Source organism: Salmonella sp. SAL04157 (assembly GCF_046551635.1).
In the GTDB taxonomy this organism is placed as follows: Bacteria; Pseudomonadota; Gammaproteobacteria; order Enterobacterales; family Enterobacteriaceae; genus Salmonella; species Salmonella enterica.
Genome location: NZ_JBGDVS010000013.1, coordinates 35,869 through 56,992, shown reverse-complemented (window position 1 = coordinate 56,992; position 21,124 = coordinate 35,869). Strand labels below are relative to the sequence as shown.

The following is a 21,124-nucleotide window of genomic DNA, read 5'->3' as shown; positions in this document are numbered from 1 at the left end:
CACGCAAACTTTAGCTATCCTTACCAGACAAACTAACGGGAGACCTGACAGATGATGCCGACAATTGCCCCACCATCTGTACTTTCCGCTCCCCAGCGCCGCTGTCAGGTATTGCTGACGCTTTTCCAGCCGGAGCCAATTGCCACGGTGGAAATCTTCAGCGCGCTTAATGGCGTTGATGATGATACTGCCCGTGAGGATATCACTGAGACAAGCCTGGAGATCCAGCGCTATCATCGCCTTGCCATCACAACATGCCAGAACGGTTGCTATCGGATCGAAGGTACAGCACTCGATCAGCGCCTTTGCCTTTTACACTGGCTCAGGCGCGGCCTGCGTTTATGCCCGACCTTCGTCACGCAACAGTTTACCCCGGCCTTAAAAAACGCGCTAAAACAGCGCGGTATCGCGCGTCCGCTGTATGATGATATTAATCTTCACGCGCTCATCAATCTGTGCGCCCGCCGGTTGCAAAAACCATTTGAACATCGCGACGTGCAGTTCCTGCGTCTCTTTTTACAGTATTGTCTGCTACAACACCATGCTGGCATCACCCCGGAATTCAACCCTGTGCAGCAGATTTGGGCGCAGTCGTGCGCGGAATATCCACTCGCCCAGGAAATTGGTCGTCACTGGCAGCGCCACGTGATGCAGGCCGCACCGCTCAATGAAGCGCTGTTTATGGCGTTACTGTTTTCAATGATTCGCCTCCCCGACCCGATTCGCGACACGCATCAACGGGCACAACAACTGCGACTGGAGGTGGCGCGGCTGGTGCTGCGCTTTCGAGAAAAAGGGAACGTACGCTTCAGCGACGAACAAGGGCTTAACGATCAGCTGTATGTCCATCTCGCCCAGGCGCTGAACCGAAGTTTATTCACGATTGGCATCGATAATACGCTTCCGGAAGAGTTCAACCGTCTTTATCCGCGTCTGGTTCGCACCACACGTGAGGCGCTCGCCGGGTTTGAAGCCGAATATGGTATCCACTTTTCCGAGGAAGAGACGGGGCTGGTGGCAGTGATTTTCGGCGCCTGGCTAATGCAGGATAACGATTTGCATGAGAGACAGATCGTATTGTTAGCGGATAAAAATGATGCGCTGGAGACGCATATTGAGCAGCAACTGCGTGAACTGACCCTATTGCCGCTGAATATCAGACGGATATCGCTCCAGGCGTTTCAAAAAGAGGGATGCCCGCGCGGCGTAGCGCTGATTGTTACCCCTTACGCCACGCCGCTACCGCTCTTCTCACCGCCGTTAATTCATGCGGATCGCGCCCTCACAGAGCACCAACAGCAGCAGATCCGCAAGATCCTGGAATCATGACGCGGCAACCACTTTGGGCCGAAGGAAGATAGCGGGCAATGCCACCAGCGCCATAATCCAGAATACGCCGCCGCCCAGATGTTGATACAGAAAACCGGCAAATACTGTCATAATCGCGATGCTGCCGCCCATCGCCACAGCGGAATAGACGGCCTGCAAACGAATCACCTCGCTTCCCTGACGCGCAGCGATATAGCGCATGGCGGCCAGATGGCAAACGGTAAACGTGCCACAGTGCAGGATTTGTATCACAATCAGCCACGGCAACGCCGTACTCCAGCCCATCAGTCCCCAGCGTACCACCCCACACACAGCGGAAAGCAACAGCAAGTCGCGGGCGCTAAACCGGCGGAATAGCTTTTTACTCAGGGCGAAAATGATCACTTCCGCCACCACGCCCAACGACCATAAATAGCCGACCGCCGATGCTGAATAGCCAGCCCCCTGCCAGTAGATGGCGCTAAAACCGTAGTAGGCGGCGTGCGCCCCTTGCAGCAAACAGACGCAGGCGAGAAAACGCCAACTTTGTGCCACCAGCGTACGCCAGGCGGGCCAGCCTGCGCTCTCCTGCTGACGGCTTTCCCCTTGCGGCGGCACGCTGGGACGTAACAACATACCCAGCAACATCGAGGCGACGCCGAGCGTCAGTAGCGCCAGAATCGCCTGGTAATCGTATAAACTCACCAGCTTACCGGTCAGCGCCGACCCAATCACGAAGGCGATGGACCCCCACAGCCGCACCCGACCATAGTCCAGGGTAATTTGCTTTTGCCAGGTATTAGCCAGCGCATCGGTCAGCGGCACCAGTGGTGAAAAGAAGAGGTTAAACCCAACCATCACCACCATTAGCCACGCGACATGCGTTCCTGCCCAAAATGCCAGCGCAAATACCAGCGTCAGCAATGCCAGTACGCGCAGCGCGGAGATCAACCGCGAAGGATCGCTTACGCGAGGCGCAATGAGCAGACTACCGAGAAAACGCGCGACCAGACCCACGCCCAGCAGAAGACCGATGGTTTCCGGCGTTAGCCCAAGACCTTTGAGCCAGACGCTCCAGAAGGGCAGAAAAATACCGTAACTAAAGAAGTAGGTGAAATAACTGAGCGCCAGCCAGCGCGTGGAATGCAATGCCATGATTCCCTCCCGTTTGGAGGCGATAGTCTGGCGGTAAACGGTTGCGCTGGCAAGGGTAACATAAGATTAACAAGCGGAGGGAGAAGTTCAAATGGTAACGCCGCCGGATAATGACTTCCGGTGGCGTCACGTTATGGCGTATAAGTAATGCCCGACAGACGCAGCGCCATCGGGCCATTTTCACAACATAAGCGCTTACGCGTAAACCGGGAAGCGGGCGCAGATATCCAGTACTTTCGCTTTCACGCGTTCAATGGTGGCTTCATCATTGATGTTGTCCAGCACGTCACACATCCAGCCAGCCAGCTCTTTCACTTCCGCTTCTTTGAAGCCGCGACGAGTAACCGCCGGGGAACCGATACGGATACCGGAGGTCACGAACGGGCTCTTCGGATCGTTCGGCACGCTGTTTTTGTTCACGGTGATGTTAGCACGGCCCAGCGCGGCGTCAGCTTCTTTACCGGTCAGGTTTTTATCCACCAGGTCCAGCAGGAACAGGTGGTTCTCAGTGCCGCCAGACACCACTTTGTAGCCGCGGTTCAGGAACACTTCTACCATCGCTTTGGCGTTTTTCGCCACCTGCTGCTGGTAAACTTTGAACTCCGGCTCCATCGCTTCTTTCAGTGCTACCGCTTTACCCGCGATCACGTGCATCAGCGGGCCGCCCTGCGCGCTTGGGAAGACGGCGGAGTTCAGTTTTTTATACAGCTCTTCATCGCCGCCCTTCGCCAGGATCAGGCCGCCGCGCGGACCCGCCAGGGTTTTGTGGGTGGTGGTGGTGACCACATGCGCATGGGGAACCGGGTTCGGGTAAACGCCTGCGGCAATCAGGCCCGCCACGTGCGCCATGTCGACAAACAGGTATGCGCCGATGCTGTCAGCGATTTCACGCATTTTTGCCCAGTCAACCACGCCGGAGTAGGCAGAGAAGCCACCGATAATCATCTTCGGCTTGTGCTCTTTGGCCAGCTTCGCCATCTCGTCATAGTCAATTTTACCGGACTCATCGATACCGTAAGGTACGATGTTGTACAGTTTACCGGAGAAGTTAACCGGGGAGCCGTGAGTCAGGTGGCCGCCCTGCGCCAGGTTCATACCCAGAACGGTGTCGCCCGGCTGCAGCAGCGCGGTGTAAACAGCGAAGTTAGCCTGAGAACCGGAGTGCGGCTGCACGTTAGCGTAGTCGGCGCCGAACAGTTCTTTCGCGCGGTCGATAGCCAGCTGCTCAACGACATCAACGTATTCGCAACCGCCGTAGTAGCGCTTGCCCGGATAACCTTCAGCGTATTTGTTGGTCAGCTGAGACCCCTGCGCCTGCATCACGCGCGGGCTGGTGTAGTTTTCGGAGGCGATCAGTTCGATGTGCTCTTCCTGACGTACTTTTTCCTGCTCCATAGCCTGCCACAACTCGGCATCATAATCGGCAATGTTCATTTCACGCTTTAACATCCGCATCTCCTGACTCAGCTAACAATAAAATTTGTGCCTGAAAAGGCAGTCCGTGGGACTTCGGCCAACAGTATAACCGAATCATTCTTCGATAACAGGTCTTGACAAAGGTTTTTACGCAAACGATTACCTATGCGTCAGATAAGGGTTTCCTGAACGAGAGCCTGATGAATTTCAACGGATTTCTTTTCAGCTTTGTGATGCAGATTTTTCACGTTGTTACCTCCATAACGTAAAGCAGAGAAGAACCATTTACAATGCAAGGGTATTTTTATAAGATGCATTTGATATACATCATTATATTTTCACATAAAGGAAGCACGTATGCTTGACGCACAAACCATCGCTACAGTAAAGGCCACCATTCCCCTGCTGGTTGAAACAGGACCGAAACTGACCGCCCACTTCTACGACCGTATGTTTACGCATAACCCGGAGCTCAAAGAAATCTTCAATATGAGCAACCAGCGTAACGGCGATCAGCGCGAAGCCCTGTTTAATGCTATCGCGGCCTACGCCAGCAATATCGAAAATTTACCGGCGTTGCTGCCGGCGGTAGAAAAAATCGCGCAGAAGCACACCAGCTTCCAGATTAAGCCCGAGCAGTACAACATCGTCGGGACGCATCTGCTGGCGACGCTGGATGAAATGTTCAACCCGGGCCAGGAAGTGCTGGACGCGTGGGGCAAAGCCTATGGCGTACTGGCTAACGTCTTTATTCATCGGGAAGCCGAGATTTATCACGAGAACGCCAGCAAAGACGGCGGCTGGGAAGGCACGCGCCCCTTCCGCATCGTTGCGAAAACCCCGCGTAGCGCACTGATCACCAGCTTTGAGTTTGAACCGGTCGACGGCGGTACGGTGGCGGAATACCGTCCCGGGCAGTATCTGGGCGTCTGGCTGAAGCCGGAAGGTTTTGCGCATCAGGAGATCCGCCAATATTCACTGACCCGTAAACCCGATGGCAAAGGGTACCGTATTGCCGTGAAGCGTGAAGACGGCGGCCAGGTATCAAACTGGTTACACCATCACGCCAGCGTAGGCGATGTGGTGCATCTGGCTGCGCCGGCAGGTGACTTCTTTATGAATGTCGCCGCTGATACCCCCGTTTCGCTGATTTCCGCTGGCGTCGGCCAGACGCCGATGTTAGCGATGCTCGATACGCTGGCGAAAGAACAGCATACCGCGCAGGTGAACTGGTTCCACGCGGCGGAGAACGGCGACGTTCATGCGTTTGCCGACGAAGTGAGCGAGCTGGGCCGTACACTGCCGCGTTTCACTGCCCATACCTGGTACCGCGAGCCGACTGAGGCCGATCGCGCCCAACGCCTCTTCGACAGCGAAGGGCTGATGGATTTAAGCAAACTGGAAGCCGCAATCAGCGATCCGGCAATGCAGTTCTATCTTTGCGGCCCGGTAGGCTTTATGCAGTTTGCCGCAAAACAACTGGTTTCACTTGGCGTGAATAACGAAAACATTCATTACGAATGCTTCGGCCCGCATAAGGTGCTGTAATTGCAAGAAATCCTCTGAAAAAACGGGCGTTATCGTTAAGGCGAACGCCCGTTTTCCTCCCCGTTCCCCTGCTTATTACACTGCTTTTTATGCCTTTCTTTTACAAAAAAGGGGAATAAAAAAAGTCTGTGCAAATCGTGTTATTATTAACGTTTGACTTAGCTCGTTAGGGCATCTTTTTATGCAGCAACCTGTTGTACGCATTGGAGAGTGGCTGGTTACACCTTCTGTTAATCAGATCAGTCGTCAGGGACGCCAGATTACTCTTGAACCACGGCTGATCGATCTTCTGATGTATTTTGCGCATCATCCGGATGAAGTGTTAAGCCGGGATAACATTATTGATCATGTCTGGATGCGCACCATCGTGACCAACCATGTTGTCACCCAAAGCATTTCTGAACTACGCAAATCATTAAGAGATGGCGGAGACAGCAATGCTGAATACATTGTTACCGTACCTAAACGCGGCTATAAGCTGACGGCGCCGGTTATCTGGTGCGAAGAAAATAGCGATGAGATCGATAATTCATCAACGTCGCCGCCGCCGCCGATCGCAGCAACGAATGCAGAACCGGCAGAGGGGGCTACTGCCGCTACGCCTGTGCCGCCCGCCTCTTTGCAAACGCCGACTAAAAAGGCGAAAAAGCCGCGTATCGCCGCTTTCTGGACGTGGGTAATGTTCCTACTCTCGCTGGCGACGCTGGTGGTGTTTATCGTGATGTCGGTGGTAGATCATAATGCCGCGGTAACAAAAACGCGGTTATTACTTAACCCACGAGATATAGATGTTCGTTTTGAAGGCGGCAATTCCTGTAATAACTGGGTCTCGCAGGAGTCCTACGCCATCGGTCTGGGCGGCTTAATCACCGACCTGCTGAACACCTACTCGACCTTTATGGTGCACGATAAAACTAATTACCGGGTCAATGAGCCAAGCAGCTCCGGTAAGACGTTAACCATTCAGTTTGTCAATCAGCGCCACTATCGGGCGCAGCAGTGCTTTATGTCTGTGGTGCTCATTGATAACGCCGATGGTTCAACCATGCTGGATAAGCGTTATTTCGTCACCAATACTAACCAGTTGTCCATCCAGGATGATCTGTTTAATAGTCTGTCTTTCGTTTTAACACAGCCCTGGCCTGATCGTATGCGAGAACAACTGGCCCTGTTCAGAACGCCGCAAAATACCGCGCTGATGCGTTTTTATGAGGCGCGCCAGCTTATTCTGAGCGGCGATGCGCAGGCGCTAGGTAAAGCCAGCGATATTCTGAATGGCATTATTAAGGAAACGCCTGATTTCAACTATGCCTATGAATATAAAGTGCTGGTAGATGTATTACGGCAATCACAGCAGCCGTTTGATAAAGAACAAGTGGCCGCACTGAACGAAGAGTTTAAAAAAATAGATCAAATTCCGGGCGTTGAGAAAACGTCTGTTTATTATAAAATCAAGACCGTTGATCTGTTAGGCAAAGGTGATATCGATGCAGCGTATGAGGAAATCAATAAAAGCATCGAGCTTGAAATGTCGTGGTTTAACTATGTCCTGTTGGGGAAAGTTTACGAAATGAAAGGTGAGAATCGTCTGGCCGCTGATGCCTATCTGACCGCCTTTAATTTACGTCCAGGTGAAAACACTCTGTACTGGATCGAGAACGGCGTATTTCAGACATCCGTTCAGAAAATTGTCCCTTATCTGAATAGTTTTCTGGCAGAAGATTAAATTTAACGCTGAACCATGACAAATAAAAGCGAAAAGATATTAAATTTTTCGCTTTTATTTTGTGAAAAACATGTTGCCAAAAATAGCTTATGTTAATTTTGGCAACATATTCATCGCAAAGATATGTAAATATAACTCTTTGTAATTAAACGATGTTTATCCTTTCATGATATTTTTCATGATATTTATATGTTAATTCAAAAAAATCAATCTATCAGTTTTTTCATGTTTGTGTTTATTTCACTTTTTCTTTAGGACTTATCTCAACCCATTCGTTAATCTTGTCGACAGTTGAACGGGCACGCAGCATATATGAAGCATAAGCCCGGTTCTTAAAAATACAGCTCAGGAGAAATGAACATGAGTTCTGTCAAAAAGATCGGGCTATTTGCCTGTACTGGCGTCGTTGCCGGTAATATGATGGGGAGCGGGATTGCATTATTACCCGCCAACCTTGCCAGTATTGGTGGCATTGCCATCTGGGGCTGGGTAATTTCTATTATTGGGGCAATGTCGCTGGCTTATGTTTATGCGAGGCTGGCAACCAAAAACCCTCAACAGGGTGGCCCTATCGCTTATGCTGGGGAAATATCTCCGGCGTTTGGTTTCCAGACCGGCGTTCTTTATTATCACGCAAACTGGATTGGTAACTTAGCCATCGGCATTACCGCTGTTTCTTATCTTTCTACATTCTTCCCGGCATTAAATAATCCAATACCGGCAGGTATTGCCTGTATTGCTATCGTCTGGCTGTTCACCTTTATTAATATGCTGGGCGGGGCCTGGGTCAGCCGCTTAACAACGATTGGCCTATTCCTGGTGCTGATCCCGGTAGTCTTGACCGCAGTCGCCGGCTGGCATTGGTTCGATATCGCGACCTATCACGCGAACTGGAACACGTCCACGACGACCGACTCTCACGCCATTGTTAAAAGTATTCTGCTCTGCCTGTGGGCGTTCGTTGGCGTTGAGTCTGCCGCCGTCAGCACCGGCATGGTGAAAAACCCGAAACGCACCGTACCGCTGGCAACCATGCTGGGTACCGCGCTGGCAGGCATCATCTATATCGCCGCGACTCAGGTTATCGCCGGGATGTTCCCAGCTTCCGTTATGGCCTCTTCCGGCGCGCCGTTCGCTATCAGTACCTCCACGATTCTGGGGGGCTGGGCTGCGCCGCTGGTTTCCGCCTTTACCGCTTTCGCCTGCCTGACGTCTCTGGGCTCCTGGATGATGCTGGTCGGCCAGGCTGGGGTTCGCGCCGCCAACGACGGCAACTTCCCGAAAATTTACGGTGAAATGGATAAAAACGGTATTCCGAAAAAAGGTCTGCTGTTGGCTGCGGTGAAAATGACGGCGCTGATGATTCTGATCACCATCATGAACTCCAGCGGCGGTAAAGCATCCGACCTGTTCGGCGAACTGACCGGGATTGCCGTACTGCTTACCATGCTGCCGTACTTCTACTCCTGTGTTGACCTGATTCGCTTCGAAGGGTTCAACATCCGTAACTCGGTAAGCCTGATTTGTTCTGTACTGGGCTGCGCATTTTGCTTCATCGCACTGATGGGCGCCAGCTCCTTCGAACTCTCCGGCACCTTTATCGTCAGTCTGATCATCCTGATGTTCTACGGTCGCAAAATGCACCAGCGCCAGAACAACGACAGCGACAACAATACGGCTGAAGCGCTTTAACCGCTAACTCCTTTTTCTCAAAGCCCCTTTCGTCACCTGCTATAGCGTAGCGGGAGGGGCCCACTTTACCAGGAACAAGACTATGAACGTTATTGCTATCATGAACCACATGGGCGTCTACTTTAAAGAAGAGCCTATTCGTGAACTGCATCGTGCACTGGAAGGTTTAAATTTCCGTATCGTCTATCCAAACGACCGAGAAGACCTGCTGAAGCTGATTGAAAATAACTCCCGCCTTTGCGGCGTCATTTTCGACTGGGATAAATATAACCTTGAGCTTTGCGAAGAGATTAGCAAGCTGAACGAGTATATGCCGCTGTACGCCTTCGCCAACAGCTACTCTACGCTGGACGTCAGCCTCAACGATCTGAGAATGCAGGTTCGCTTCTTTGAATATGCTTTAGGCGCCGCAGCCGATATCGCGGCGAAAATTCGCCAGAATACCGATGAATACATCGACAATATTCTGCCGCCGCTGACAAAAGCGTTGTTCAAATATGTGCGCGAAGGGAAATATACTTTCTGTACGCCTGGCCACATGGGCGGGACCGCTTTCCAGAAAAGCCCCGTCGGCAGCATCTTTTATGATTTCTTCGGCCCGAACACGATGAAATCCGATATTTCGATTTCCGTTTCCGAACTGGGTTCGCTGCTGGACCACTCCGGCCCGCATAAAGAAGCGGAAGAGTATATCGCCCGCGTCTTTAACGCCGAACGTAGCTACATGGTGACGAACGGCACCTCTACGGCGAACAAAATCGTCGGTATGTACTCCGCGCCGGCAGGCAGCACGGTACTGATTGACCGTAACTGCCATAAATCGCTGACCCATCTGATGATGATGAGCGACATTACGCCGATTTATTTCCGCCCAACCCGTAACGCCTACGGTATTCTTGGCGGTATTCCGCAAAGCGAGTTCCAGCACGCCACTATCGCTAAACGGGTAAAAGAGACGCCTAACGCAACCTGGCCGGTCCATGCTGTTATTACTAACTCAACCTATGACGGTTTGTTGTATAACACTGACTACATCAAGAAAACTCTGGATGTGAAGTCCATTCATTTTGACTCCGCCTGGGTGCCTTATACCAATTTCTCCCCTATTTATCAGGGTAAATGCGGTATGAGCGGCGACCGTGTAGAAGGCAAAATCATTTATGAAACCCAGTCCACGCATAAACTGCTGGCGGCGTTTTCACAGGCATCCATGATTCATGTTAAAGGCGACATTAACGAAGAAACCTTTAACGAAGCCTACATGATGCATACCACCACTTCTCCGCACTACGGTATCGTAGCGTCTACTGAAACCGCAGCGGCGATGATGAAAGGTAATGCGGGTAAACGCCTGATTAACGGTTCTATTGAACGTGCGATTAAATTCCGTAAAGAAATTAAACGCCTGAAAAGCGAATCCGACGGCTGGTTCTTTGACGTATGGCAGCCGGAACATATCGATGGGGCTGAGTGCTGGCCGCTGCGTTCAGATAGCGCATGGCATGGCTTCAAAAATATCGATAACGAACACATGTACCTCGACCCGATCAAAGTCACTATCCTGACGCCGGGGATGAAAAAAGACGGTACGATGGATGAGTTCGGTATTCCGGCAAGTCTGGTCGCCAAATATCTCGATGAACGTGGCATCATCGTAGAAAAAACCGGTCCATACAACCTGCTGTTCCTGTTCAGCATTGGTATCGACAAAACCAAAGCTCTGAGCCTGCTGCGCGCGCTCACTGAATTTAAACGCGCCTTTGACCTGAACCTGCGCGTCAAAAACATTCTGCCAGCACTGTACCGCGAAGCGCCTGAGTTTTATGAAAATATGCGCATCCAGGAACTGGCGCAGAATATTCATAAACTGGTCGAACATCATAATCTGCCGGACTTAATGTACCGTGCGTTTGAAGTGCTGCCGAAAATGGTGATGACGCCGTATACTGCGTTCCAGAAAGAGCTGCATGGCGAAACGGAAGAGGTGTATCTTGAAGAGATGGTTGGTCGCGTCAACGCCAACATGATCCTTCCTTACCCTCCGGGAGTGCCGCTGGTGATGCCTGGTGAAATGATCACCGAGGAAAGCCGTCCGGTACTGGAATTCCTGCAAATGCTGTGCGAAATCGGCGCCCACTATCCGGGCTTCGAAACCGATATCCACGGCGCCTATCGTCAGGCAGACGGACGTTACACCGTTAAGGTGCTGAAAGAAAATACGAAATAAGTACCAAAGGGAAGTGGCTTGCCACTTCCCTTTTTTCACGCAGCAAGGAGACTTTATGAAAACACCCTCACAACCGCGCGCGATTTTTTACATCGTGGCGATTCAAATTTGGGAATACTTCAGCTTTTACGGCATGCGTGCCTTACTCATCCTTTATCTTACCCACCAGCTTGGTTTTAATGACAGCCACGCGATCAACCTCTTCAGCGCCTACGCCTCTTTAGTTTACGTTACCCCTATTCTTGGCGGCTGGCTTGCCGACCGCCTGCTTGGCAACCGCGTGGCGGTTATCACCGGCGCCTTATTGATGACGCTGGGTCATGTGGTATTGGGCTTAGAATCTGATTCAACGCTGAGTTTATATGCGGCGCTGGCCATTATTATCTGCGGCTACGGCTTGTTTAAATCCAATATTAGCTGTCTGCTGGGCGAACTTTACGCCCCTGATGACAACCGCCGCGACGGGGGATTCTCGCTGCTCTACGCCGCCGGGAATATTGGATCGATAGCCGCGCCGATCGCCTGTGGTCTGGCGGCGCAGTGGTATGGCTGGCATGTCGGCTTTGCGCTGGCGGGCGTGGGAATGTTCATCGGCCTGCTCATCTTTTTAAGCGGTCATCGCCACTTTCAGCAGACGCGCGGTGTTAATCGCCCCGCGTTGCGGGCGGTTAAATTCGCCCTTCCAACCTGGGGTTGGCTGGTATTAATGCTGTGTATCGCGCCGGTATTCTTCACCCTCCTGCTGGAAAATAACTGGTCTGGCTATGTGCTGGCCATTGTCTGCGTCTTCGCGGCGCAACTTATCGCCCGTATTATGGTTAAATTTCCCGAACACCGTCGCGCCTTGTGGCAAATCGTTCTGTTAATGATCACCGGCACTCTCTTCTGGGTTCTGGCGCAGCAGGGCGGAAGTTCGATCAGTTTATTCATCGACCGTTTTGTCAACCGCCACTGGCTGAATATGACCGTCCCCACCGCATTGTTCCAGTCGGTCAATGCGATTGCGGTGATGGCGGCGGGCGTGGTGCTGGCGTGGCTGAGCAGCCCGAAAGAGAGCGCCCGCTCGGTGCTGCGCGTCTGGCTTAAATTTGCCGTGGGGCTGGTATTAATGGGCGGCGGTTTTATGCTGCTGGCGCTAAACGCGCATCAGGCCCGGTTAGACGGGCAGGCATCAATGGGAATGATGATCGCAGGGCTGGCGCTGATGGGCTTTGCGGAGCTGTTTATTGATCCGGTCGCGATGGCGCAAATTACCCGCCTCAACCTGCCTGGCGTCACGGGCGTACTAACCGGTATTTATATGCTGGCGACCGGCGCGGTCGCTAACTGGCTGGCTGGCGTCGTCGCGCAACAAACCACGGAATCGCAAATTAGTGATACGGCGGTAGCCGCCTACGGACACTTTTTCTCGCAAATGGGCGAATGGACGCTAAGTTGCGTGGCGCTGATCGTCGCCATTGTCGGCCTGAGATGGGTTTGCACCCGGACTACATCGGCGCTACCGCAGGGCGATTAAACGGTGGTTCGCTGCCCACAAGGAGGAGACGGGCAGCGAATCGGCACATCAGATAGCCGCGTCGTCTTCTTCGCCAGTACGGATACGAATAACGCGGGCGACATCAAAGACAAAGATCTTACCGTCGCCGATTTTCCCCGTCTGCGCGGTACGAATGATGGTGTCAACACAGGTATCCACGATATCGTCAGGCACAACGATTTCAATTTTTACCTTCGGCAGAAAATCCACCATATATTCCGCGCCGCGATACAGCTCGGTGTGGCCTTTTTGACGGCCAAAGCCTTTGACTTCGGTGACCGTCATGCCGGTAATACCTACCTCGGCCAGCGCTTCACGGACATCGTCCAGCTTGAAGGGTTTAATAATCGCATCAATCTTTTTCATGCTATTCCTTGAAAAGGTCGCCTGTGTTTTGATCGGTTAAACGTAACATATTTCGCGCTACTTTACGGCATGAAAACTACTCTTTGAAATCATTCGCATCCAGTTCGTGGCGGGAGAGTAGCTTATAGAATTCCGTGCGGTTGCGCCCCGCCATCCTTGCCGCGTGCGTCACGTTACCTTTGGTAATTTGCAGTAACTTGCGCAGATAGTTCAGTTCAAATTGGTTTCGCGCTTCGGCAAAGGTGGGCAGCGCGGTGTTTTCGCCTTCCAGCGCCTGCTCGACCAACGCATCGCTGATCACCGGCGAAGAGGTTAACGCCACGCATTGTTCAATGACGTTGACCAGTTGGCGCACGTTGCCCGGCCAGCTTGCCGTCATCAGGCGTTTCATTGCATCAGTAGAAAAGGCGCGAACAAACGGTTTATGCCGCTGTGCCGACTGTCTGAGCAGATGATTAGCCAGCAGCGGAATATCTTCGGTACGCTCCGCCAGCGCCGGAATTTTCAGGCTCACGACATTCAGCCGGTAGTACAAATCTTCACGAAATTCGCCCCGCGCCATCGCCTTCGGCAGATCGCGGTGCGTCGCGGAAATAATTCGCACGTCGATATCAATATCGCGATTGCTGCCCAGCGGTCTGACTTTGCGCTCCTGTAACACCCGCAGCAGCTTCACCTGTAACGGCGCGGGCATATCGCCAATTTCATCCAGAAACAGCGTGCCGCCTTCCGCCGCCTGGAACAACCCTTCACGATTGCTCACTGCGCCGGTAAAGGCGCCGCGCGCATGGCCGAATAATTCGGACTCCAGCAACTGTTCCGGCAACGCGCCGCAGTTAATGGCGACAAACGGCTTGTTACTGCGCGGGCTGGCATTATGAATCGCCTGTGCGAAAATCTCTTTTCCGGTACCGCTTTGTCCGTTAATCAATACGCTGACATCCGACTGCGCGACCATGCGCGCCTGTTCAAGCAGTCGCAGTATCAGCGGGCTACGGGTAACGATAGCGTTGCGCCAGCTATCGTCCGTCGCGGGAGCGGACTGCTCCAGCGCTTCATCTATCGCTTTATATAACGCGTCTCTGTCGATCGGCTTTGTCAAAAAGCTGAATACGCCCTTCTGGGTAGCGGCCACCGCATCCGGAATGGAACCATGCGCCGTCAGAATGATAACCGGCATTCCCGGCTGTACTTTCTGAATTTCTGTGAACAGTTGCATACCATCCATTTCATCCATGCGCAGGTCGCTTATTACCAGATCCACTTTTTCCCGATGCAGTACCCGCAGTCCTTCCTGACCGCTCTCTGCGGTCACGACACTGTATCCTTCACTGGTCAGGCGCATACCGAGCAATTTCAGTAATCCGGGATCGTCATCGACCAGCAACAGGTGCGCCGGTTTACGGCTTATCATGGCGTTACCTCATCTTGTGACGGCGACGGCGCCGCACCATCTTCAGACATCGCGGGTTTGTCATTGGTATGCGGCGTATCGGCGTTGTAATTACCTGCCGGTTTTCGTGTCGAAAGCTGGCGCTCAATATCGGTTAAACTCTCCAGCTTACGAGTGGTAAGATCGAGCTGCGTTTGCAAGGCCTGTTGCTGCTGGCGCAGCGCATCCAGCTCACTATCTGACGTTTGCTGGAGTTTGCTATAACGCTGACGTTCGGCAGAAAGCGCTAATTGCAGCGCCTGACCGTCATGCCAGATTTGGTAGACGGGCCGTACCTGAGCCGGTATTTGCGCGCTTAACGCCTCCAGACGGGTCACTATGGCGCGCCGCTCCGGCGGCGTAATTTTTGCATCCGCCAGTAAGATCCCGCGCCTGAAGGCATTCTGCCAGTTATCATCCGTCAACGCGCGCGCCTCTGCGCGCGACTGAACCGGCATCAGACGATCGGCGCAGTCAATCGTGCGTAGCCAGTACAGCGGATTCGTCTCTACCGCCTGCCCGCGTAGCGACCAGATATCCGCGCACGCCGTCGGGAGATAATCCGCCAGTTGATAATGGGGGAGCGTGTCCTGCGCTGCGCTATCGGGCAGTTGCTGTGAAGCATGGGGAACACATGCGGTCAGCGCCAGACACGATATGCCCACCGGTATTCCCCACCGCAAAAGGCATCGTTTAATAGTTTGGACTAAAACGTGTGACATACGCACCAGGCTTAAATTCATATTAGTGTTTGTCAGATGCAGGCAATGGCAGCGAGATGCGAAAACAGACTTCCTGCGCTTTGTCATCCACCAGTTGGATCTCTCCCTGCATTCGGCGAATACAATCTCTGGCGATACTCAGCCCTAACCCACTGCCTTTTACCGCCCCTTTTCGCTGGTGGCTTCCCTGGAAAAAAGGCTCAAAAATCATTTCTCTTTCGGTTTGCGGAATCGGTTCGCCGCTATTAACCACATCGATATAAACCGTGGAGCCCTGAGAACGACTACGGATACAAATGTTACCGGATTCAGCGCCATAGTGCACCGCGTTGGAATAGAGATTATCCAGCACGCTCATCAGCAACATGGGCTCTGCTATGCAGCGTTCGGCCTCCAGGTCGACATCGGTATGCATCATTTTAGCGCGGGCAGGCAAACAGTGGGCGGAAACCACCATATCCACAAGCGGCGCGATATCGACCGCTTCCAGCTCTGTGGCACTGTCTACCAGTTTCCGGTTGTAATCAAGCAATTGCTCAATCAATTTTTGTAAATTACGACTGCTGTCATCCAGAATATCGACCACCTCTTTTTGCTCCGGCGTCAGCGGCCCAACCACCTGATCGGCCAGCAGCTCTGTCCCCTCGCGCATACTGGCCAGCGGAGTTTTCAGCTCATGGGACAGGTGACGTAGAAACTGATGGCGCTGGGATTCCAGCCACGCCAGACGCTCACTCAGCCAGATAATGCGCTGCCCCACCGATCGTAATTCACGCGGACCGGTAAAGGTGACGGTATTCCCCAAAGAACGGCCTTCGCCCAGGCGATTAATCATCCGTTCAATTCCTTTCACCGGCCCGATAATCATGCGGGTAAAAAGTAGCACCATCGCCAGACTCACCAGAAATAGCACCAGCGCCTGCCAGCCGAAAAATTGTCCGCGCTCGGCGATTTCTTGTTGTAACTGCTGCCCGCGCGAGTAAACCACAGTACGCGTCGCCTGCACCATTTCCGTATTAGCGTTGGCAAAGGCCTCCAGACGCGCGGCCGCTGCCGCTTCCGGGCCGCTATCTTTACACTGCAATTGCGCCAGCGCGTTTAAATCCTGGCGTAACGCCTGATACAACTTATCATCCGGCAAGACGCCGGCATGGGCGTCCAGCATATCGCTATAGCGCTTACGCTGGCTTTGATACACTTTTGCCAGCGTCGGATCGTCAAGCACACAATACTGTCGGTAGCTTCGCTCCATCTCCAGCGCGACGTTGGTCATCGCCTCGCTGCGCCGGGCGTCAATAAGCGTGCTGCGGTTAGTCACCGCAGCCTGATCGCTTAACGCGTTAAGGCTTTGCCACGCCTGCCAGGCCAGAACCAGCAACGGCAGCAGGATTAGCAAAAAGGCCAGCATGACCAATTGTCGTAAAGAACGGGGGAAAACAGACCAGCGCTTCAACGTGTCGCTCACATAAAAGAAGAATAAAAAAGATGCTAACCGAGGGAAGCGCCAGATACAACAAAGCCGGGCTAAACCCGGCTTTGTTATGGAATAAGGCGGTGCCTAACTCGACGTTTCGCCCGGAGGTTGATAAAGCTACGCTATTATCAGAAGTTGGACGGCAGGCACCTTGTTGTGCGTCATTCGAAGTTTATGTAGCGCATCCCTAAGGGGCTGACATAAGAAGGTGAATGAGCCACTGGTTACCATTATGCAGTAATTGTGCCAACATTCAAAAGACTTTGTTAACATAATGATAGATATGAAAAATATCGTTATTCATGCTCAAAATGGCTCTGCCTGTTTTTTACCCTTTCTGTCTCCAATCAGCAACACCTACAACACCTAAAAATAAAATCATTTAAAATCAAATTGTTAAATGTCTCTTTTTGGCGACAACCTACCCCCCGCTCATGTCGGGATTTCCCGACACTTTAATCTTGCGGCATAAGCGCTAGTTTATTGCCGGATGGCGGCGTAAACGCCTTATCCGGCCTACCGCTTGACGTTCAAGACGGTAGCTACAACCGCGCTTCCCCGTGGGCCTGATAAGCGCCGTCTACAAAAAGCCCCTCGTGAAGAGGGGCTTAATGGCTATCGGGCTAATTAACCAAGCTGCTTACGCGCATTACGGAAGATACGCATCCACGGGCTATCCTCGCCCCAGTTTTCCGGGTGCCAGGAGTTGGCGACGGTGCGGAATACGCGTTCCGGATGCGGCATCATAATCGTCACCCGACCGTTTTCGGTCGTCACCGCCGTGATGCCGTTCGGCGAACCGTTCGGGTTAGCCGGATAGGTTTCGGTCACGTGGCCGAAATTGTCTACATAGCGCAGGGCGACCAGGCCTTTGCTCTCAAGCGCGGCAAGATGCGCATCGTCACGCACCTCAACGCGCCCTTCCCCATGGGAAACCGCAATCGGCATCTGTGAGCCTACCATTCCTTGCAGCAGCAGCGATGGGCTTTGCGTCACTTCCACCAGGCTGAAGCGGGCTTCGAAGCGGTCAGAATGGTTACGTACAAAACGCGGCCACAGTTCGCTGCCCGGGATCAGCTCACGCAGATTCGACATCATCTGACAACCGTTGCACACCCCAAGCGCCAGCGTCTGTGGACGATGGAAGAAGGTTTCGAATTCGTCGCGCACCCGATGGTTAAACAGAATGGATTTCGCCCAGCCTTCGCCCGCCCCCAGCACGTCGCCGTAGGAAAAGCCGCCGCAAGCCACCAGAGCGTGGAAGTTACCCAGACCGATACGACCGCCCAGCAGGTCGCTCATATGGACGTCAATCGCGTCAAAGCCCGCACGATGGAACGCCGCCGCCATCTCCACGTGAGAGTTCACCCCCTGCTCGCGCAGTACAGCGACTTTCGGTCGTGCGCCTGTCGCAATGTACGGCGCGGCGATATCTTCATTAATATCAAACGACAGCTTCACGTTGAGGCCCGGATCGGCATCATTCGCTTTCGCCTCGTGTTCCTGGTCGGCACATTGCGGATTGTCGCGCAGACGCTGCATCTGCCAGGTGGTTTCCGCCCACCAGACACGCAGCGTAGTACGGCTTTCGCTGAATACCGTCCGATCATTAGCGGTAATCACAAAGCGATCGCCAGCCAGAGCCTGACCAAGGTAGTGGACGCAGTCAGCAAGGCCGTACTGCGCCAACAGCGCTTCGACCGCGTCTCTGTCTTCAGCGCGTACCTGAATCACGCCGCCCAGCTCCTCGTTGAACAGTGCGGCCAGATGGTCATCGCCCAGCGCGGCGATATCGACCTGCACGCCGCAGTGGCCGGCAAAGGCCATCTCGGCCAGCGTCACCAGCAGACCGCCGTCGGAACGGTCGTGCCAGGCCAGTAATTTACGCGCAGCGACCAGCGCCTGCATGGCGTCATAGAAGCCTTTCAGTTGCGCGACGTCACGCACGTCCGCGGGTTTGTCGCCAAGCTGACGATAGACCTGCGCCAGCGCCGTTGCACCCAGCGCGTTGTGGCCCTTGCCAAGATCGATCAGCAGCAAGGCGTTATCTTCCGTTGACAGCTGCGGCGTAAGGGTGTGACGCACGTCTTCCACGCGGGCAAACGCGGAAATTACCAGCGACAGCGGCGAGGTCATTTCGCGCTGTTCGTTGCCTTCCTGCCAGCGGGTTTTCATCGACATCGAATCTTTGCCCACCGGAATCGTCAGGCCAAGCTGCGGACAGAGTTCCTCTCCCACCGCTTTAACCGCGTCATACAAACCGGCATCTTCGCCAGGATGACCGGCTGCCGCCATCCAGTTAGCGGAAAGTTTGATGCGCTTGATATCGCCAATCTGCGTCGCGGCAATGTTAGTCAACGCTTCACCGACGGCCAGACGGGCGGAGGCGGCAAAGTCCAGCAGCGCCACCGGCGCGCGCTCGCCAATCGACATCGCTTCGCCGTAGTAGCTGTCGAGGCTGGCGGTAGTGACCGCGCAGTCAGCCACCGGGACCTGCCACGGGCCAACCATCTGGTCACGCGCCACCATACCGGTGACGGTACGGTCGCCAATAGTGACAAGGAAGGTTTTTTCCGCCACGGTCGGCAGATGCAGAACACGCTTTACCGCGTCGGTAATCGTGATATCCGCGCGGTTCAGCGCATCGCCTTTCGCCTTCAATGTTTGCACATCGCGGGTCATTTTCGGCGTTTTGCCCAGCAGGACATCCAGCGGTAGGTCGATCGGCTGATTGTCGAAATGGTTATCATGCAACGAGAGATGCTGTTCTTCGGTAGCGTCGCCAATGACCGCATACGGCGCGCGTTCGCGCTTACACAGTTCGTCGAACAGCGGCAACTGGTCAGCCGCGACCGCCAGCACATAGCGCTCCTGGGATTCGTTACACCAGATTTCCAGCGGGCTCATGCCCGGCTCGTCGCTAAGAATGTCGCGCAGTTCGAACTTCCCGCCGCGCCCGCCGTCGCTCACCAGCTCCGGCATCGCATTGGAGAGACCGCCCGCGCCCACATCATGGATAAACAGGATTGGGTTGGCGTCGCCCAACTGCCAGCAGCGGTCGATCACCTCCTGGCAGCGGCGTTCCATTTCCGGGTTGTCGCGCTGTACGGAAGCAAAGTCGAGGTCAGCGTCAGATTGGCCGGAAGCCATTGACGATGCCGCGCCGCCGCCGAGGCCGATATTCATCGCCGGGCCGCCAAGGACGATCAGCTTCGCGCCGACGACGATCTCGCCTTTCTGCACGTGATCGGCGCGGATATTACCGATCCCGCCCGCCAGCATGATCGGCTTATGGTAGCCGCGCAGCTCTTCGCCGTTGTGGCTGTTCACTTTCTCTTCATAAGTACGGAAGTAACCGGTCAGCGCCGGGCGACCAAATTCGTTGTTAAACGCCGCGCCGCCCAGCGGACCTTCGGTCATGATATCCAGCGCGGTGACAATACGTTCCGGCTTGCCAAAATCCTCTTCCCACGGCTGTTCAAAGCCCGGAATACGCAGGTTGGAAACGGAGAAGCCCACCAGCCCGGCTTTTGGTTTCGCGCCACGCCCGGTGGCGCCTTCATCACGAATTTCGCCGCCGGAACCGGTCGCCGCCCCCGGCCACGGAGAGATGGCGGTTGGGTGGTTATGCGTTTCGACCTTCATCAAAATGTGCGCGGGCTCCTGATGAAAATCGTAACGGCCGGTATTGTGGTCGGCGAAGTAGCGCCCCACCGCAGATCCTTCCATCACCGCGGCATTGTCTTTATAGGCAGAGAGCACATAGTCCGGCGTGGTTTCGAAGGTGTTTTTAATCATTTTAAACAGCGACTTCGGCTGCGGTTTACCGTCGATAATCCAGTCGGCGTTAAAAATCTTGTGGCGGCAGTGCTCGGAGTTCGCCTGGGCGAACATGTACAATTCGATATCGTTCGGGTTGCGCCCCAGTTTGGTAAACGCCTCCTGCAAATAGTCGATTTCATCTTCCGCCAGCGCCAGACCGAGACGCAGGTTGGCGTCAATTAACGCCTGACGGCCTTCTCCCAGCAGATCGACACTGGAAACCGGCGCAGGCTGATGGTGGATAAACAGTTTTTCCGCATCGGTTAAAGAAGAGAACACCGTCTCCATCATACGGTCGTGCAGCTCTGCGGCCACTTGTCGCCACTGTTCCGCCGTCAACGTCGAAGCCTCGATATAGTACGCTACGCCGCGCTCCAGCCGATCAACCTGTTGCAGGCCGCAGTTGTGGGCGATATCCGTTGCTTTTGAAGACCAGGGGGAGATGGTACCAGGACGCGGTGTGACCAACAGGAGTTTACCCGCCGGCGTATGGCTGCTAAGCGCCGGGCCGTATTGCAACAGACGGGTAAGCTGCGCCTGCTCGCTATCATTTAACGGGGCGTTCAGGTCAGCAAAATGGACATACTCAGCATATATATTGTGGACCTGGAGGTTGGCAGCCTGAAAGCGCGCCAGCAGTTTATTGATACGGAATGCAGACAGTGCAGGCGAACCACGCAGAATTTCCATCATAAGTCT

13 protein-coding genes are annotated in these 21,124 nt (G+C 53.8%); 6 read left to right on the top strand and 7 right to left on the bottom strand.

Translation table 11 applies throughout. The annotated features are described in order from the left end of the window. Positions 1-51: 51 nt before the first annotated feature. Entirely contained in the window at positions 52-1,329 is a 1,278-nt protein-coding gene (gene csiE / locus ACLJRE_RS20720; protein WP_000982961.1) for a stationary phase inducible protein CsiE, read from the top strand. Here the strand turns inward: csiE and ACLJRE_RS20715 are convergent. Both ACLJRE_RS20715 and glyA read right to left on the bottom strand, forming a co-directional pair. After that, positions 1,324-2,463 (bottom strand): 3-phenylpropionate MFS transporter, encoded by a 1,140-nt coding sequence (locus ACLJRE_RS20715; protein ID WP_001173729.1) that lies wholly within the window; start codon positions 2,461-2,463, stop codon positions 1,324-1,326. The two genes, csiE and ACLJRE_RS20715, sit on opposite strands and share 6 nt — an antisense overlap. 195 nt (positions 2,464-2,658) lie before the next feature. After that, complete coding sequence (glyA, locus tag ACLJRE_RS20710; protein ID WP_000919178.1) at positions 2,659-3,912, bottom strand: serine hydroxymethyltransferase; 1,254 nt, start codon at positions 3,910-3,912, stop codon at positions 2,659-2,661. Positions 3,913-4,236: 324 nt separating this feature from the next. Here glyA and hmpA point away from each other — a divergent pair, with 324 nt between their 5' ends. From hmpA to dtpD, 5 genes are all read left to right on the top strand, one after another. Further along, the gene (gene hmpA, locus ACLJRE_RS20705) at positions 4,237-5,427 is read left to right on the top strand and encodes an NO-inducible flavohemoprotein (protein ID WP_000883146.1); all 1,191 of its coding nucleotides are present in this window, start codon (positions 4,237-4,239) and stop codon (positions 5,425-5,427) included. A 181-nt stretch (positions 5,428-5,608) separates the two neighbouring features. Then, on the top strand, positions 5,609-7,153 hold the full coding sequence (gene cadC / locus ACLJRE_RS20700; RefSeq protein ID WP_410957490.1) for a transcriptional regulator: 1,545 nt from the start codon (positions 5,609-5,611) through the stop codon (positions 7,151-7,153). Between the two features lie 360 nt (positions 7,154-7,513). After that, positions 7,514-8,845: a cadaverine/lysine antiporter gene (cadB, locus tag ACLJRE_RS20695; protein WP_000100008.1), complete on the top strand. Its 1,332-nt coding sequence runs from the start codon at positions 7,514-7,516 to the stop codon at positions 8,843-8,845. Between the two features lie 82 nt (positions 8,846-8,927). Next, positions 8,928-11,072 carry a lysine decarboxylase CadA gene (cadA, locus tag ACLJRE_RS20690; RefSeq protein WP_001100652.1) on the top strand — a complete coding sequence of 715 codons (2,145 nt, stop codon included), beginning with the start codon at positions 8,928-8,930 and terminating at the stop codon, positions 11,070-11,072. Positions 11,073-11,127: 55 nt separating this feature from the next. Beyond that, positions 11,128-12,588: a dipeptide permease DtpD gene (gene dtpD, locus ACLJRE_RS20685; protein ID WP_000856793.1), complete on the top strand. Its 1,461-nt coding sequence runs from the start codon at positions 11,128-11,130 to the stop codon at positions 12,586-12,588. Between the two features lie 48 nt (positions 12,589-12,636). Here the strand turns inward: dtpD and glnB are convergent, their stop codons facing one another. The 5 genes from glnB to purL all read right to left on the bottom strand — a co-directional run bounded on the left by glnB (position 12,637) and on the right by purL (position 21,118). Next, positions 12,637-12,975 carry a nitrogen regulatory protein P-II gene (gene glnB, locus ACLJRE_RS20680; protein ID WP_000717694.1) on the bottom strand — a complete coding sequence of 113 codons (339 nt, stop codon included), beginning with the start codon at positions 12,973-12,975 and terminating at the stop codon, positions 12,637-12,639. Positions 12,976-13,051: 76 nt separating this feature from the next. Further along, positions 13,052-14,386 (bottom strand): two-component system response regulator GlrR, encoded by a 1,335-nt coding sequence (glrR, locus tag ACLJRE_RS20675; RefSeq protein WP_024146984.1) that lies wholly within the window; start codon positions 14,384-14,386, stop codon positions 13,052-13,054. Then, positions 14,386-15,150 (bottom strand): two-component system QseEF-associated lipoprotein QseG, encoded by a 765-nt coding sequence (gene qseG, locus ACLJRE_RS20670; protein WP_076735153.1) that lies wholly within the window; start codon positions 15,148-15,150, stop codon positions 14,386-14,388. Before qseG ends, glrR begins: the two co-directional genes overlap by 1 nt. A 1-nt stretch (position 15,151) precedes the next feature. Further along, positions 15,152-16,582 carry a two component system sensor histidine kinase QseE/GlrK gene (gene qseE, locus ACLJRE_RS20665; protein WP_023212131.1) on the bottom strand — a complete coding sequence of 477 codons (1,431 nt, stop codon included), beginning with the start codon at positions 16,580-16,582 and terminating at the stop codon, positions 15,152-15,154. Between the two features lie 648 nt (positions 16,583-17,230). After that, positions 17,231-21,118: a phosphoribosylformylglycinamidine synthase gene (gene purL, locus ACLJRE_RS20660; protein WP_000970053.1), complete on the bottom strand. Its 3,888-nt coding sequence runs from the start codon at positions 21,116-21,118 to the stop codon at positions 17,231-17,233. Positions 21,119-21,124: the final 6 nt, after the last annotated feature.

Excerpts from the sequence above, each read along its gene's own strand:
- csiE (WP_000982961.1), top strand. The coding sequence starts at position 52 with ATGATGCCGACAATTGCCCCACCATCTGTACTTTCCGCTCCCCAGCGC.
- ACLJRE_RS20715 (WP_001173729.1), bottom strand. The coding sequence starts at position 2,463 with ATGGCATTGCATTCCACGCGCTGGCTGGCGCTCAGTTATTTCACCTAC.
- glyA (WP_000919178.1), bottom strand. The coding sequence starts at position 3,912 with ATGTTAAAGCGTGAAATGAACATTGCCGATTATGATGCCGAGTTGTGG.
- hmpA (WP_000883146.1), top strand. The coding sequence starts at position 4,237 with ATGCTTGACGCACAAACCATCGCTACAGTAAAGGCCACCATTCCCCTG.
- cadC (WP_410957490.1), top strand. The coding sequence starts at position 5,609 with ATGCAGCAACCTGTTGTACGCATTGGAGAGTGGCTGGTTACACCTTCT.
- cadB (WP_000100008.1), top strand. The coding sequence starts at position 7,514 with ATGAGTTCTGTCAAAAAGATCGGGCTATTTGCCTGTACTGGCGTCGTT.
- cadA (WP_001100652.1), top strand. The coding sequence starts at position 8,928 with ATGAACGTTATTGCTATCATGAACCACATGGGCGTCTACTTTAAAGAA.
- dtpD (WP_000856793.1), top strand. The coding sequence starts at position 11,128 with ATGAAAACACCCTCACAACCGCGCGCGATTTTTTACATCGTGGCGATT.
- glnB (WP_000717694.1), bottom strand. The coding sequence starts at position 12,975 with ATGAAAAAGATTGATGCGATTATTAAACCCTTCAAGCTGGACGATGTC.
- qseG (WP_076735153.1), bottom strand. The coding sequence starts at position 15,150 with ATGAATTTAAGCCTGGTGCGTATGTCACACGTTTTAGTCCAAACTATT.
- purL (WP_000970053.1), bottom strand. The coding sequence starts at position 21,118 with ATGATGGAAATTCTGCGTGGTTCGCCTGCACTGTCTGCATTCCGTATC.